A 13069-nucleotide genomic window follows, 5' to 3' on the forward strand; every position below is an offset into this window, starting at 1 on the left:
CATCGCGCGGGGCTTTTTTTGTTTCGACACCGAAGCGGTCACATCACGTTCGGCTCGCTGAACGCTTCGGGTTCGCCGGCGAACGCCTCGATCGGCACGCAGGTGCAGAAGACGTTCTTGTCGCCGTAGACGTTGTCCACGCGCGCGACCGGCGGCCAGTACTTCTGCAGCCGCAGCGTCGCAAGCGGGAACGCGGCCAGCTCGCGCGGATACGCATGCATCCATTCGCTGGCGGTCACGGCCGTCGCGGTGTGCGGCGCGTGCTTGAGCGGATTGTCCTCGCGGTCCAGGCGGCCGTCTTCGATCGCGCGGATCTCGTCGCGGATCTGGATCATCGCGTCGATGAAGCGGTCGAGTTCGTGCAGCGATTCGCTTTCGGTCGGCTCGACCATCAGCGTGCCGGCCACCGGGAAGCTCAGGGTGGGCGCGTGGAAGCCGAAGTCGATCAGGCGCTTGGCGACGTCCTCGGCGGAGATGCCGGTGGCGTCCTTGATCGGGCGCAGGTCGAGGATGCACTCGTGCGCCACGAGGTCGTTGCGGCCCGAGTACAGCGTCGGATAGTGCGGCTCCAGGCGCTTGGCGACGTAGTTGGCATTGAGCAGCGCCACCTGGGTCGCGCGGCGCAGGCCCTCGGCGCCCATCATCGTGATGTACATCCAGCTGATCGGCAGGATCGAGGCCGAGCCGAAGCTCGCGGCCGACACCATGCCGACATCGCCTTCGCCACCGAAGGCGCGCGGCAGGAACGGGGCCAGGTGCGACTTCACCGCGCACGGGCCGACGCCCGGGCCGCCGCCGCCGTGCGGAATGCAGAACGTCTTGTGCAGGTTGAGGTGGCTGACGTCCGAGCCCCACTTGCCCGGCTTCGCGACGCCAACCAGCGCGTTCATGTTCGCGCCGTCGGTGTAGACCTGACCGCCGTGCGAATGCACGATCTCGCAGATCTCGACGATGGCTTCCTCGAACACGCCGTGCGTGGACGGGTAGGTGACCATCAGGGCGGCGAGGCGGGCCGAATACTTCTCGGCCTTGGCGCGCAGGTCCTCGACGTCGACGTTGCCATTCGCGTCGCACTTGGTGACGACGACCGTCATGCCGCACATCTGCGCGGACGCCGGGTTGGTGCCGTGCGCGGACTCGGGGATCAGGCAGATGTCGCGGTGCCCTTCGCCCCGGGCGCGGTGGTAGGCGCGGATCGCGAGCAGGCCGGCGTATTCGCCCTGCGCGCCCGAGTTCGGCTGCAGGCTGACCGCGTCGTAGCCCGTGCACTCCACCAGCATCTGCTCAAGCTCGGCGATGAGCTGGGCGTAGCCGGCGGCCTGGTCGGCCGGTGCGAGCGGATGGATGTTGGCGAACTCCGGCCACGTCACCGGAATCATCTCGGCGGTGGCGTTGAGCTTCATCGTGCAGGAGCCCAGCGGGATCATCGTGCGATCCATCGCCAGGTCCTTGTCGGCGAGTGCGCGCATGTAGCGCAGCAGCTCGTGCTCGCTGTGATGCGTGTTGAACACCGGATGCTGCAGGAAGGCCGACGCACGACGCAGGCCCTGCGGCAGCGCGTCAGCTGTCGCCGCATCGAGCGCGTCGATGTCGCCAATGTCGGCCCCGAACAGGCGGGCGAGGGCGATCACGTCCTCGCGCGTCGTCGTCTCGTCCAGGCTGATGCCGACGCTCGCGTCGTCGATCGGGCGCAGGTTGATACCGGCCTCGGCCGCGCGCGCGTGGACCGCCTTCGCGTCGACCCCGCCCACGTGCAGCGTGTCGAAGAACTCGGCGCCGACCTGCACGCCCGCGCTGCGCAGCGACGCCGCGAGGATCGCCGCGAGCCGGTGCACGCGACGGGCGATGCGCTCGAGCCCTTCCGGGCCGTGGTAGACGGCGTACATGCTCGCCATCACCGCGAGCAGCACCTGCGCGGTGCAGATGTTCGACGTGGCCTTCTCGCGGCGGATGTGCTGTTCGCGGGTCTGCAGCGTCAGTCGATAGGCCGGCTTGCCCTCGGCGTCGATCGAGACACCGATCAGGCGGCCGGGCATCGAGCGCTTGAAGGCATCGCGGCAGGCCATGAAGGCGGCATGCGGGCCGCCGAAGCCGAACGGCACGCCGAAGCGCTGGCTGTTGCCGACGACGATGTCAGCGCCCCATTCGCCCGGCGCCGGGATCAGCGTCAACGCGAGCAGGTCCGTGGCCACCGAGACGAGGCCGCCGCGTCCGTGCACGGCGTCGGCGAGCGCGCGGTAGTCGCGGACTTCGCCGAACGTTGTCGGGTACTGCAGCAGGATGCCGAAGGCATCGGTGTCGATCGCCTGCGCGTCGTCGCCGATGACGAGCTCGATCTCCAGCGGCTCGGCGCGCGTACGCAGCACCTCGAGCGTCTGCGGATGGACGCCGTTCGAGACGAAGAAGACGTTCGACTTGGACTTCGCCGAGCGCTTGGCCAGCGTCATCGCTTCGGCGGCCGCGGTGCCCTCGTCGAGCAGCGAGGCGTTCGCGATCTCCATGCCGGTGAGGTCGGCGACCATCGTCTGGAAGTTGATCAGCGCTTCCATGCGGCCCTGCGAGATCTCGGCCTGGTAGGGCGTGTACGCCGTGTACCAGGCGGGGTTCTCGAGGATGTTGCGCAGGATGACGTTCGGCGTCTGCGTGCCGTAGTAGCCCTGGCCGATGAAGCTGCGGAAGACGGTGTTCTTCGACGCGATCTCGCGGATCTTCGCGAGCGCCTCGACCTCGCTGATGGCCTCCGGCAGCGCCAGCGGCGCGGCGGACTTGATCGACCCGGGGACGATCGCGTCGGTCAGCGACTCCAGCGAGTCGTGGCCGACGGTGCGCAGCATGTGCGCGATCTCGGCATCGTTCGGGCCGATGTGGCGCTCGATGAAGCCGTCGTGGTGCTCGAGGGCGCGGAGGGAAGCGGGCTGGGTCATGGCGGAGAGTCGTGGCACGGCGCGCGGCCGCGGGAAGGGGGCTTGCCGGCGATCGCCGGCGACGTGCGTCGCGGTCGAACGCTCGCCCGACGGCCTCGCGGCCGGTGGGCGCCCCTCTGTCCTTTTGCCTGAGAGTTTGGAAGCGCGGGGGGGAGGTGCGCGCTTCTTGCCCCTTCGGCGCCGGATCGAACCGGTCTCTCCAGAGTGTGTACACGCCGGCGGTATGGGGCCTGAGCGATTCCGGGCGATTGCGCCTTCGGCAGCGGGTCGTGCCCGCTTCTCCCACCGGGTGCTTCGGCGCCGATTGTAGCCCGGCCGCGCGAGGCCCGTGGCCGACGGTCAGGCCCCGGCCCGCGTGGATTCAGCGACGCCGCCGCGGCCCAGGGCCGGCGGCGCGCAGGCCCCGGCGTTCCGCGCTACGGCGCGTCGCCGGGCGCCACGCCCGCTTCGATCAGCGCGCGCGCGGCGGGCGACGCCGGCGCGACCGCGCCGCCGTCGTCCTGCGCGGCCTGGAGTTGCAGCTGCCAGAGCTGCGCGTAATGGCCGAGCGAGGCGATCAGCTGCTCGTGGGTGCCCTGCTCGACGATCCGCCCGGCGTCCATGACCAGGATGCGGTCGGCATTCATGACGGTCGACAGCCGGTGGGCGATGACCAGCGTGGTGCGGCCCTGCGCGATGCGCTCGAGCTCCGCCTGGATCGCCTTTTCCGAGCGCGAGTCCAGCGCGGACGTCGCCTCGTCGAAGATCATGATCGCCGGGTTCTTGAGCAGCGCGCGCGCGATCGCGACGCGTTGCTTCTCGCCGCCGGAGAGCTTCAGGCCGCGCTCGCCCACTTCCGTCTCGTAGGCATCCGGCATGGCGAGGATGAACTCGTGGATGTGCGCGGCCTTCGCCGCCGCTTCGACCTCCTCGCGCGTCGCATCCGGGCGGCCGTAGAGGATGTTGTAGTAGATGGTGTCGTTGAACAGGACGGTGTCCTGCGGCACCGTCGCGATCGCCGCGCGAACGGAGCCCTGGGTGAGGTCGCGCAGGTCGTGGCCGTCGATGCTGATGCGCCCGCCGTCGGGATCGTAGAAGCGGTAGAGCAGGCGGGCGAGCGTCGACTTGCCCGAACCCGAGTGGCCGACGACCGCCACCGTCTGCCCGGGGCGGATCTCGAAACTCACGCCCTTGAGGATCTCGCGGCGCGGATCGTAGGCGAAGCGAACGTCCTCGAAGCGCACGTGGGCCTGGCGGGTCTGCAGCGGCTGCGCGCCCGGCCGGTCCTGCACGTCGAGCTTCTCGTCGAGCAGCCCGAACAGGCGTTCCATGTTGGTCATCGCCTGCTTGATCTCGCGGTACATCATGCCGAGCAGGTTGAGCGGCGCGGCGAGCTGCAGCAGGTAGGCGTTCACCAGCACGAGGTCGCCCAGCGTGAAGCGGCCGGCGACGACGCCCGCGGCGGCATGCCACATCAGCGCGGTGACGCCGATGGACACCACGGCGGTCTGGCCGACGTTGAGCACGGCGAGCGACTTGAGGCTCATCACCGTCGCTTCCTCGACGTGCCGCAGGTTCTCGTCGTAGCGCCCGGCCTCGTGCGCCTCGTTGTTGAAGTACTTCACCGTCTCGTAGTTGAGCAGCGAGTCGACCGCGCGGGCGTTCGCCTTCGTGTCGGCCTCCACCTTCGCGCGGTAATGCCGCGTTCGCCACTCCGTGATCGCGAACGTCCAGGCGATGTAGCCGGCGAGCGTGGCGAGCGTGATCGCGCCGAACGCCCAACCGTAGCGCACCACGAGGAAGACGGTGACCAGCGTCACCTCGATCGCGGTCGGGATGATCGTGTAGATCGACCAGTCGAGCAGGTCGGTGACCGCGGTGCCGCCGCGCTCGACGTCGCGCGACACGCCGCCGGTGCGCCGCTGCAGGTGGAAGCGCAGGCTCAGCGAATGCAGGTGGCGGAAGACCTTGAGTGTCACCTCGCGCGCCGTGCGCGCCATCACGCGGGCGAAGACCACCTGCCGCAGTTCGGTGAACAGGTTGGAGCCCACGCGCGCCCCGCCGTAGGCGAGCAGCAGCACCACCGGCATCGCGCGCAGGCTCGCCTGGATGTCCAGCGAGTCCACGATGCGCTTGAGGATCATCGGCACCGTGAGGCCGAGCAGCTTGGCGACCAGCAGGAAGCCGATGGCGACGACGATGCGCGCGACGTGCGGCCGCAGGTAGGGCAGCAGCGAACGGAGGATGCCGAAGTCGCTGCGCTGCGTGCCGCGCGCGGCGACGCTGAGGGGATCGGGGGAGGCCATCGTCCCAAGCTAAGGCCGGGGGTGGGCGCGGACAACCCGTGCGCGCCCGACAGGCTGTTCCACCGGCCGTGGGATGCGATGTTGATCGCCGCGGCACGGTCCGTCGCGTCGTCGGCGCTACGCTAGTGCGCCGGATCCCCGACGCCCATGACGCCGCCGACCGCACGGCTCCCGACGCGACGACTCGCCCTGCTGCTGGGCGGGCTCGCCATGTTCGGCCCGTTCTCGATCGACACGATCTTCCCGGCGTTCCCGTCGATCGGCGCCCAGCTCGCGGCCGATCCGGTCGCGATGCAGCAGACGATCAGCGTCTACCTCGTCGCGTACGCGCTGATGAGCATCGTCCACGGGCCGCTGTCGGACGCGATCGGGCGCCGCCGGGTCATCCTCGGCGGCCTGCTGGTGTTCGCCGTGGCGTCGGCCGGTTGCGCACTGGCGAAGGACCTGCCGACCCTGCTCGCCTTCCGCGCGCTGCAGGGCCTGTCGTCGGGCGTCGGGCTCATCGTGGGCCGCGCGGTGATCCGCGACGTGCTGCACGGGCCGGATGCGCAGCGGCTGATGAGCCAGGTGTCGATGATCTTCGGCATCGCGCCCGCGATCGCGCCGGTCATCGGCGGCTGGATCCTCGGCTGGACGCGCTGGCCGATGATCTTCTGGTTCCTGGTCGCGTTCGCGCTGGTGCTCGTGGTCGCGACATGGGCGGTCCTGCCCGAAACGCATCCGGCCGGCGCGCGGCTGCCGTTCTCGCCGCGTCCGCTGCTGCGCGGCTATGCGGCGATCTTCGTCAATCCGCGGTTCCAGCGGCTGGCGGCGGCCGCTTCGTTCAACTTCAGCGCGCTGTTCCTCTACATCGCCTCGGCGCCGGTCTTCGTGCTGGAGATGCTGCGGCTGCGCGGACGGCACCTCGACCAGACGCAGTTCGCCTGGTTCTTCGTGCCCACCATCGGCGGCATGATCCTCGGCGCCTTCGTCTCCGGGCGGGCGGCGGGGCGCATGAGCGGCGATCGGCTGGTGCGCATCGGCTTCGCGGCCACCGCGATCGCGATGGTCTACAACGTCGTCTACAACGCGCTGGTGCCCGTGCCGGCGATCCCGTGGGCGGTGCTGCCGATGACGCTGCACGCGTTCGGCATCGCCCTGGTGTTCCCGGTGCTGACGCTGGCGATCCTCGACATGTATCCGCGCCAGCGGGGCTCGGCGTCGTCGCTGCAGGCCTTCACCAGCCTAGTGATGAATGCGGTGATCGCCGGCATCGTTTCGCCGCTGGTCTCCCACCATCCGCTCGGGCTGGCGCTGGCGGCCGCGGCGATGAGTGCGGTGGCCTATATGTTCTGGCGATGGGAAGCGCGGCAGGCGCGGCTGCAGGCTCTGCGCTGCGAAGGCGCCGACGTTCCGACGCCCTGAAGCGGAAGGGCCGGCATTGCGCCGGCCCTTCGCTGGATCACGACTTCGCGGGCGTCGTCGGCACTGAAGCCGCGGGACGCGCCGGTGCAGCGGCAGGCGCGGCGGCCGTCGCATCGGCCTGCCAGCCGCAGGTCTTGCCCTCGTTCTGCTGCTTGAGCCACTGCTGCAGCGGCGCGAAGTATTCGAGCACCGCGGAGGCGTCCATCTTCTCCCCGCCGGTGAGCTCCTTCAGCGTCTTCTGCCAAGGCTGGCCGGCGCCCTTCGACAGCATCGCCCAGTAGCGACGGCCCGCTTCGGGATTGCCGTAGAAGCTGCACTCGTACAGCGGACCCTTGAAGTCCGATGCATCGCACAGCGCCTTGTAGAACTGGAACTGCAGGACATGCGAGAGGAAGTAGCGCGTGTACGGCGTGTTCGCGGGCACGTGGTACTTCGCGCCGGCGTCGAAGAACTCCTCGCCACGCGCCGTGGGCGGGGCGACGCCCTGGTACTTCGCCTTCAGGTCCCACCACGCCTTGTTGTACTGGTCCGGCTTGATCGAGCCGTCGAACACGCCCCAGCGCCAGCGGTCGATCATCAGGCCGAACGGCAGGAACGACACCTTCGCCAGCGCCATGCGCATCTGCGCATTGATCAGAGCTTCGTTGCTGACCTGCGGCTGCTCGACGAGGCCGATCGTGTTGAGGTACGACGGCGTCATCGACAGCACGATCGTGTCGCCGATCGCTTCGTGGAAGCCGTCATGCGCACCGGCCTGGAACAGCGGTGGCAGCTTGTTGTAGGCCAGGTAGTAATAGACGTGGCCGAGCTCGTGGTAGATCGTGGTGAAGTCTTCCTCGGTCGGCTTGATGCACATCTTCGTGCGCACGTCGCCGGCCATGTTCATGTCCCACGCGGACGCATGGCAGACCACGTCGCGGTCGCGCGGCTTGATCATCTGCGCGCGCTCCCAGTACGTCGCGGGCAGCTTGGGCATGCCGAGCGAGACATAGAAGTCCTGCGCGCGCTCGGTCATCTGCTTGGCCGTGGCCGCGAGCGCATCGTGCTCGGCCTGCGCCATCGCCGACGGCGTGCCCGTCGCACCGGCCTTGGACTTTTCGGCGGCGAGGTTGCGCTGGTACTGCGCCTGCAGCGCGGAATTGACGTCGAGGCTGCCGGCGCCGGGGTAGGGCGCCATCAGGTCCCAGAGGTTGCTCCAGTCCTGCTGCCACATGTTGCCCATCAGGTGCGCCGGCAGCATGTGGCCGGCGACGTGGCCGCGTTGCGCGCCGTACTTCGCGTCGAGCTTGGTGCCGGCGTAGCAGTGCAGCTGCTCGTAGAGCGGCTTGACCTGGCCCCACAGGCGATCGGTCTCGGCCGACAGCTCGGCCGGCGTCATGTCGTAGCCCGAACGCCACAGCTCGCCGGCGTCGGCATAGCCGAGGTCGCGCGCGCCTTCGTTGATGAGCGAGACGAAGCGCGTGTAGTCCTTGCGCTGGGGGGCGGCGGTCGAATGCCAGCCCTGCCACGCGTCGAGCTGCGCGTCGTAGTCGCGGTTGGTGGCCAGCACCTCCTCGAGATCGCCAAGCTGGCGGCAGCTCTTCGCCGGGCCCTCGCCCGTGCAGTACTCGCCCTTGCCGTAGGCGCCCTCCATGCGCGTCGCGATGCCGGTGAGTTCGGCGAGCTTCTTCGGATCCTTCGGCGGCGGCATCGCGGCCTGCAGCTTGAGCAGCTGGATGGCGCGCGCGGTTTCCGGCGACATCTTCTGGCCTTCGAACTTCCGCGACTGCTCGATCCAGCGGTTGAGCTGCGCGAGGTAACGCTCGTTGGCCTTTGCGGAGACGAGTTCGCTGTCCTCATTGATGTAGGTCGACGACAGCCACTGCGCGGCGGTCAGCTCGGGATACGAGGCGCGGTATTCCTCATTGACGCGCGCGATGAACTGGTCGGCGGTCTCGTTCTCGGGCGTGGCCGCGGTCGATGCGGGCGAGGTCGACTCGGTGCCCGGCGGCGCCTTGCAGGCGGACAGGCCGAGGACGGCGACGATGCTCATCGCGAGCAGGGCGCGGACGGGTTTCATGCGGGACTCCGGGCGGGGGCGGCTGCGGTCCGTGCAGGCTAGAGGCCGCCCACCGGCCGTGCAAGGCGCGGCCGGCTCAGCCGGATCGACGCAGCCGCCGGGTGCGCGGGTCGGCCAGGCCCGCGCGGTCGAGCCAGGCCCAGGCGTCGGCGGCATCGTGCTCGACGTAGGCGCGGGCCGAGCCGAGCCGGAAGGTGTAACCCCAGGCGTCCATGTCGGCCAGCACGCGACCGGCACCGACGCCGGGCAGGGCATCGCCCAGCAGCGCCTGCAGCACGCAGACGGCGTTCTCCTCCTCGATCGAGTCGGTCGCATCCGTGTGCACCGCGGCGCGGCGCTCGGCGGGAAGCACGATGAGATGGCACGCCTCGTGGAGCAGCGAATGCACCGGCGTGTCGGCGCGTGCGTACACCGTCGAGCCGATCACCCCGGCCTCGCACTCGCCCCAGTACGAACCGGGGATGGGCGCGCCGTCGGGCACGCGCACGAGCTCCAGCCCGTAGCCGGCGAGCAGGGTGGCGACCGCGTCGAAGTCGATGTCGGCGAGGGTGAGCATGGTCCGGATACGAAAATGCCCCCGCGGGCGGGGGCATCGAGCGCGAGGGCGGCCGTCAGGACTGGCCGGTGTTCTCGGGCAGCGCGACCGAGATGTCGAGCACCTTGTTGTCGCCTTCGCCGATCAGGTCGACCTTGACCGCGTCCACGTCGACGTCGATGTACTTGCGGATCACCTCGAGCAGCTCGCGCTGCAGCATGGGCAGGTAATCCGGGCCGCCGCGCGTCGCGCGCTCGTGCGCCACGATGATGCGGAGGCGATCCTTCGCGACGTTCGCCGTCGGCTTCTTGGCGAGCAGGAAATCGAACATGCCCATGGATCAGCCTCCGAAGAGCTTGCCGAAGAAGCCCTTCTTCTCGGCGGTGACGAAGCGCATGGGGCGGCTGTCGCCGAGCAGGCGCGCCACGGCGTCGTCGTAGGCCTGCGCGGCGTCGGACGTCGTCTCCAGGATGACCGGCTCACCCTTGTTCGAGGCATTGAGCACGTCGCCGGACTCGGGGATCACGCCGACGGCCTTGAGCCCGAGGATCTCCTCGACGTCGCCGATGCTCAGCATCTCGCCGGTCTCGACGCGCTTGGGGCTGTAGCGCGTGAGCAGCAGGTGCTCCTTCACGCGGCCGCCGTCCTCCGCCTTGCGCGTCTTCGACGCCAGCAGGCCGAGGATGCGGTCGGAGTCGCGCACCGACGAGACTTCGGGGTTCACCACGACGACCGCCTGGTCGGCGAAGTACATCGCGAGGAACGCGCCCTTCTCGATGCCGGCCGGCGAGTCGCAGACGATGTAGTCGAAGCCGTCGGCCGACAGGTCGTCGAGCACCTTCTGCACGCCTTCCTTCGTCAGCGCGTCCTTGTCACGGGTCTGGCTCGCCGCCAGCACGAACAGGTTCTCGAAGCGCTTGTCCTTGATGAGCGCCTGGCGCAGCGTCGCTTCGCCATGCACCACGTTGACGAAGTCGTACACCACGCGACGCTCGCAGCCCATGATCAGGTCGAGGTTGCGCAGGCCGACGTCGAAGTCGATGACGGCGACCTTGTGGCCGCGGCGCGCGAGCCCGCAGGCGAGGCTGGCACTGGTGGTGGTCTTGCCCACGCCACCCTTGCCCGACGTGACGACGATGATTTCGGCCAACTGGGGATCCTCCGGAATTCGATGCCCGACGGCGCGGCCGGTGCGGGCGACAGCATGCCTCAAAGCATGCGGATGTGTGACGGCTTACGCGTCCAGCGCCTCGATGCGGAGCTGGTCGCCGTCGAGCCAGACCTGCACGGGCTTGCCGAGCAGGGCGGCCGGGATGTCCTCGGACACCTTGTAGTGCCCGGCGATCGCCACGAGTTCGGCATGGAATTCGCGGCAGAAGATGCGTGCCTGCTCGAAGCCCTGCGCCCCGGCGAGCGCGCGTCCGCGCAGCGCGCCGTAGATGTGGATCGAGCCGTCGGCGATCACTTCCGCGCCCGCGCCGACGGCCGACAGGACGGTGAGGTCGCGCTGGTCCGCGTAGACCTGCTGGCCCGAGCGGATCGGTGCGGCCTGCACCAGCCCGGGTTGCGCGGCGGACGGCGGCGCGACCGGAGCCGCGGCGGGCGCCGGAGCCGGCTCGCGGCGGGCCGGCGCTGCCGGCTCGGCCGGCGCACCGTCGGTGCGTTCGTACTGCGCGCGGAACTTCGCCAGCAGCGGCAGGCCCAGCTCCTCGGACAGGCGCTCGATCTCCGTCGTGCCGTAGGCCAGCGCCACCGGCAGCACGCCGGCATCGCGCAGGGCGTCGACCAGCGCCCGCGCGGTGGCGACATCGGGCGTGCGGCTGAGGCCGCCGAAGTCCAGCACCACGGCGGCGCGCGCGAACAGGTTCGGCGCGCGTTGCACGCGGCTGCGCATCTCCTCGGCGAGCTTGTCGACGTCCAGGGTGCGCACGCGCAGGTTGGCGATGCCGACCTGGCCGATCTTCAATTCGCCCGCGGGCTCGTAATCCATCGCGGCGCTCATGCACGGCCTCCGGCGACGCGCGCCCGTTCGATGCGCTGCGTGCGCGGGGTGTGGATCCAGGGCTCGGCCGGCAGGTCGTGGCCGTAGGTCGCGAGCACCCAGTCGTAGCTGCAGAGCGACTTCATCAGCATCGAGGCGCGCAGCCCCGTCTCCGGCATCACGTTCTGTCCGACCTCGTGGAAGCCGGAGGTGCCGTGGAAGAGCATCACCGGGTCGGTGCCGCCCTGCAGCAGCACCTCGCAGGCCATCTGCGGATAGCGCAGCTCGGCATAGCTCTGCGCATCGGCATAGAACGCGCGGCCCACGCCGCCGCCGCGGCGGCGGCTCGCGACGACCACGCGGTCGATGTAGAAGAACTCCGAGTAGCGCTCGCGGAACCAGTGGAAGTTCGAGCTGTCGTACTCGGCGCCGTCGCCCATGCCGATCAGGAAGCCCGCCAGCGACCCGTCGCGCTCGGCGACGCGGAAGTACTCGGCGCGCTCGAAGAAGTACTGCAGGCGGTGGGCATCCAGCGGAAGGATCGCGGGACCGGCGGCGTTGTTGAGGGCTAGGACGGAATCCAGCTCGTGCTCCAGCACGTCGCGGACGACGATCGACATTCTTTCCGGCTCCGGCAGGTCCCGCCGGCCATGCGGCGCGGCGCGGGATTATCGCACGGCGATCCCGCGCGGCCAGCGCCGCTGGCCATGACTTCCGGCGGGGCGGGCCGGCGACCGCCCGGCGTAGGATGGGGCGATGCCCGTCCAACTGAACCATACCCGACTGCTCCGCTACGCCGGCCTCTCCACGTGGGCGATGGTGGGGTGTTGGCTCTTGTCGATCTGGCTCGACCCGGGGGTGCTGGAAGCACTCGCATCCGCGGGCGAGTCTGGCTTTCTGAACGTCACGATCTGGCGCTGGCTAGCGGCCTACGGCACGTTCGGTGCGGGGTACTGGTGGATCACGCGCTCGTTGGGCACGCGAAAGCCAAACCTCGCCGATCACGCGATGCTGCTCCTGCTGACTGCGTGCGCGCTCGGTGTCAGCTACTTTTCGGACACGGGTTTGGGCAGCATCCTGCTCATGGTGCTGGCCGGGCTGCTTCCTTGGCTGTTGCCGTTGCCCGTCGGCATCGTTTGGCTTGCGCTAGGCAATCTGGCCGTCATCCCGGTCTTCATCGGGGCGATCAAGATGCCCCCGCTTGTCGCGGTCATTCAGTCGCTTGTCTACGTCGGGTTTTCAAGCTTCGTCTTCGTGACCGCGCTGGTCGCCAAGCAGCAGGCCCAGGCCCGCGAGGAACAACGCCGCCTCAACGCCGAGCTGCGCGCCACGCGGTTGCTGCTGGCCGAGAGCGCGCGCGTGAACGAACGCACGCGCATCTCGCGCGAACTGCACGACCTGCTGGGCCACCACCTCACCGCGTTGAGCCTCAACCTCGAAGTGGCGGGCCACCTTTCCGAGGGCCGCGTCAAGGAACACGTCTCGCAGGCCCACACGCTCGCGCGCCTGCTGCTGACCGACGTGCGCGAGGCGGTGAGCCAGCTGCGCGAGGGCGGCGCGATGGACCTGTCGGTGGCCCTGCGTCCGCTCGCCGAGAACGTGCCGTCGCTCGACATCGGCATGGACATCGAGAGCCCGCTCACGCTCGACGACCCCGAGCGCGCGCACGTGCTGCTGCGCTGCACGCAGGAGATCATCACCAATGCGGTTCGCCATTCCGGCGCGCGCCACCTGTGGCTCGAGGCGCGCCGCGACGCTGGCAGCATCGTGATGACCGCGCGCGACGACGGCCGCGGCGCGGACCTGCTCGTGGCGGGCAACGGCCTGCGCGGCATGCGCGAGCGGCTCGCGCAGTACGGCGGCACCCTCCGCAGAACGGGA

At 69.6% G+C, this 13069-nt stretch carries 10 protein-coding genes and 1 riboswitch; of the genes, 2 read left to right on the forward strand and 8 right to left on the reverse strand.

Going from position 1 to position 13069, the window contains the following annotated elements; all coding sequences use genetic code 11:
- Positions 1-38 precede the first annotated feature (38 nt).
- Together gcvP and ACY35P_RS09825 are read right to left on the reverse strand one after the other, a co-directional pair.
- A complete protein-coding gene (gcvP, locus tag ACY35P_RS09820) occupies positions 39-2924 on the reverse strand; it encodes an aminomethyl-transferring glycine dehydrogenase (protein WP_462115651.1) in 2886 nt (961 codons plus the stop codon).
- A 106-nt stretch (positions 2925-3030) separates the two neighbouring features.
- Positions 3031-3137: riboswitch (glycine riboswitch) on the reverse strand.
- Between the two features lie 203 nt (positions 3138-3340).
- Positions 3341-5209 carry an ABCB family ABC transporter ATP-binding protein/permease gene (locus ACY35P_RS09825; RefSeq protein WP_462115652.1) on the reverse strand — a complete coding sequence of 623 codons (1869 nt, stop codon included), beginning with the start codon at positions 5207-5209 and terminating at the stop codon, positions 3341-3343.
- Between the two features lie 147 nt (positions 5210-5356).
- On the opposite strand from ACY35P_RS09825, the gene ACY35P_RS09830 reads away from it, so the two are divergent.
- The gene (locus tag ACY35P_RS09830; RefSeq protein ID WP_462115653.1) at positions 5357-6613 is read left to right on the forward strand and encodes a multidrug effflux MFS transporter; all 1257 of its coding nucleotides are present in this window, start codon (positions 5357-5359) and stop codon (positions 6611-6613) included.
- A gap of 37 nt (positions 6614-6650) precedes the next feature.
- On the opposite strand, the gene ACY35P_RS09835 is transcribed toward ACY35P_RS09830, so the two are convergent.
- The 6 genes from ACY35P_RS09835 to ACY35P_RS09860 all read right to left on the reverse strand — a co-directional run bounded on the left by ACY35P_RS09835 (position 6651) and on the right by ACY35P_RS09860 (position 11808).
- Positions 6651-8672 (reverse strand): M2 family metallopeptidase, encoded by a 2022-nt coding sequence (locus ACY35P_RS09835; protein WP_462115654.1) that lies wholly within the window; start codon positions 8670-8672, stop codon positions 6651-6653.
- Between the two features lie 76 nt (positions 8673-8748).
- Entirely contained in the window at positions 8749-9228 is a 480-nt protein-coding gene (locus tag ACY35P_RS09840; RefSeq protein ID WP_462115655.1) for a hypothetical protein, read from the reverse strand.
- 55 nt (positions 9229-9283) lie between these two features.
- Complete coding sequence (minE, locus tag ACY35P_RS09845) at positions 9284-9544, reverse strand: cell division topological specificity factor MinE (protein WP_462115656.1); 261 nt, start codon at positions 9542-9544, stop codon at positions 9284-9286.
- Between the two features lie 3 nt (positions 9545-9547).
- Positions 9548-10357 (reverse strand): septum site-determining protein MinD, encoded by an 810-nt coding sequence (minD, locus tag ACY35P_RS09850; RefSeq protein ID WP_462115657.1) that lies wholly within the window; start codon positions 10355-10357, stop codon positions 9548-9550.
- 84 nt (positions 10358-10441) lie between these two features.
- The gene (minC, locus tag ACY35P_RS09855; RefSeq protein ID WP_462115658.1) at positions 10442-11209 is read right to left on the reverse strand and encodes a septum site-determining protein MinC; all 768 of its coding nucleotides are present in this window, start codon (positions 11207-11209) and stop codon (positions 10442-10444) included.
- The gene (locus tag ACY35P_RS09860) at positions 11206-11808 is read right to left on the reverse strand and encodes a GNAT family N-acetyltransferase (RefSeq protein ID WP_462115659.1); all 603 of its coding nucleotides are present in this window, start codon (positions 11806-11808) and stop codon (positions 11206-11208) included. Before ACY35P_RS09860 ends, minC begins: the two co-directional genes overlap by 4 nt.
- Positions 11809-11944: 136 nt before the next feature.
- On the opposite strand from ACY35P_RS09860, the gene ACY35P_RS09865 reads away from it, so the two are divergent.
- The coding region (locus ACY35P_RS09865; RefSeq protein WP_462115660.1) for a sensor histidine kinase at positions 11945-13069 on the forward strand (1125 nt) is incomplete at its 3' end.

This window comes from Lysobacter xanthus (assembly GCF_047159895.1).

Excerpts from the sequence above, each read along its gene's own strand:
- gcvP (WP_462115651.1), bottom strand. The coding sequence starts at position 2,924 with ATGACCCAGCCCGCTTCCCTCCGCGCCCTCGAGCACCACGACGGCTTC.
- ACY35P_RS09825 (WP_462115652.1), bottom strand. The coding sequence starts at position 5,209 with ATGGCCTCCCCCGATCCCCTCAGCGTCGCCGCGCGCGGCACGCAGCGC.
- ACY35P_RS09830 (WP_462115653.1), top strand. The coding sequence starts at position 5,357 with ATGACGCCGCCGACCGCACGGCTCCCGACGCGACGACTCGCCCTGCTG.
- ACY35P_RS09835 (WP_462115654.1), bottom strand. The coding sequence starts at position 8,672 with ATGAAACCCGTCCGCGCCCTGCTCGCGATGAGCATCGTCGCCGTCCTC.
- ACY35P_RS09840 (WP_462115655.1), bottom strand. The coding sequence starts at position 9,228 with ATGCTCACCCTCGCCGACATCGACTTCGACGCGGTCGCCACCCTGCTC.
- minE (WP_462115656.1), bottom strand. The coding sequence starts at position 9,544 with ATGGGCATGTTCGATTTCCTGCTCGCCAAGAAGCCGACGGCGAACGTC.
- minC (WP_462115658.1), bottom strand. The coding sequence starts at position 11,209 with ATGAGCGCCGCGATGGATTACGAGCCCGCGGGCGAATTGAAGATCGGC.
- ACY35P_RS09860 (WP_462115659.1), bottom strand. The coding sequence starts at position 11,808 with ATGTCGATCGTCGTCCGCGACGTGCTGGAGCACGAGCTGGATTCCGTC.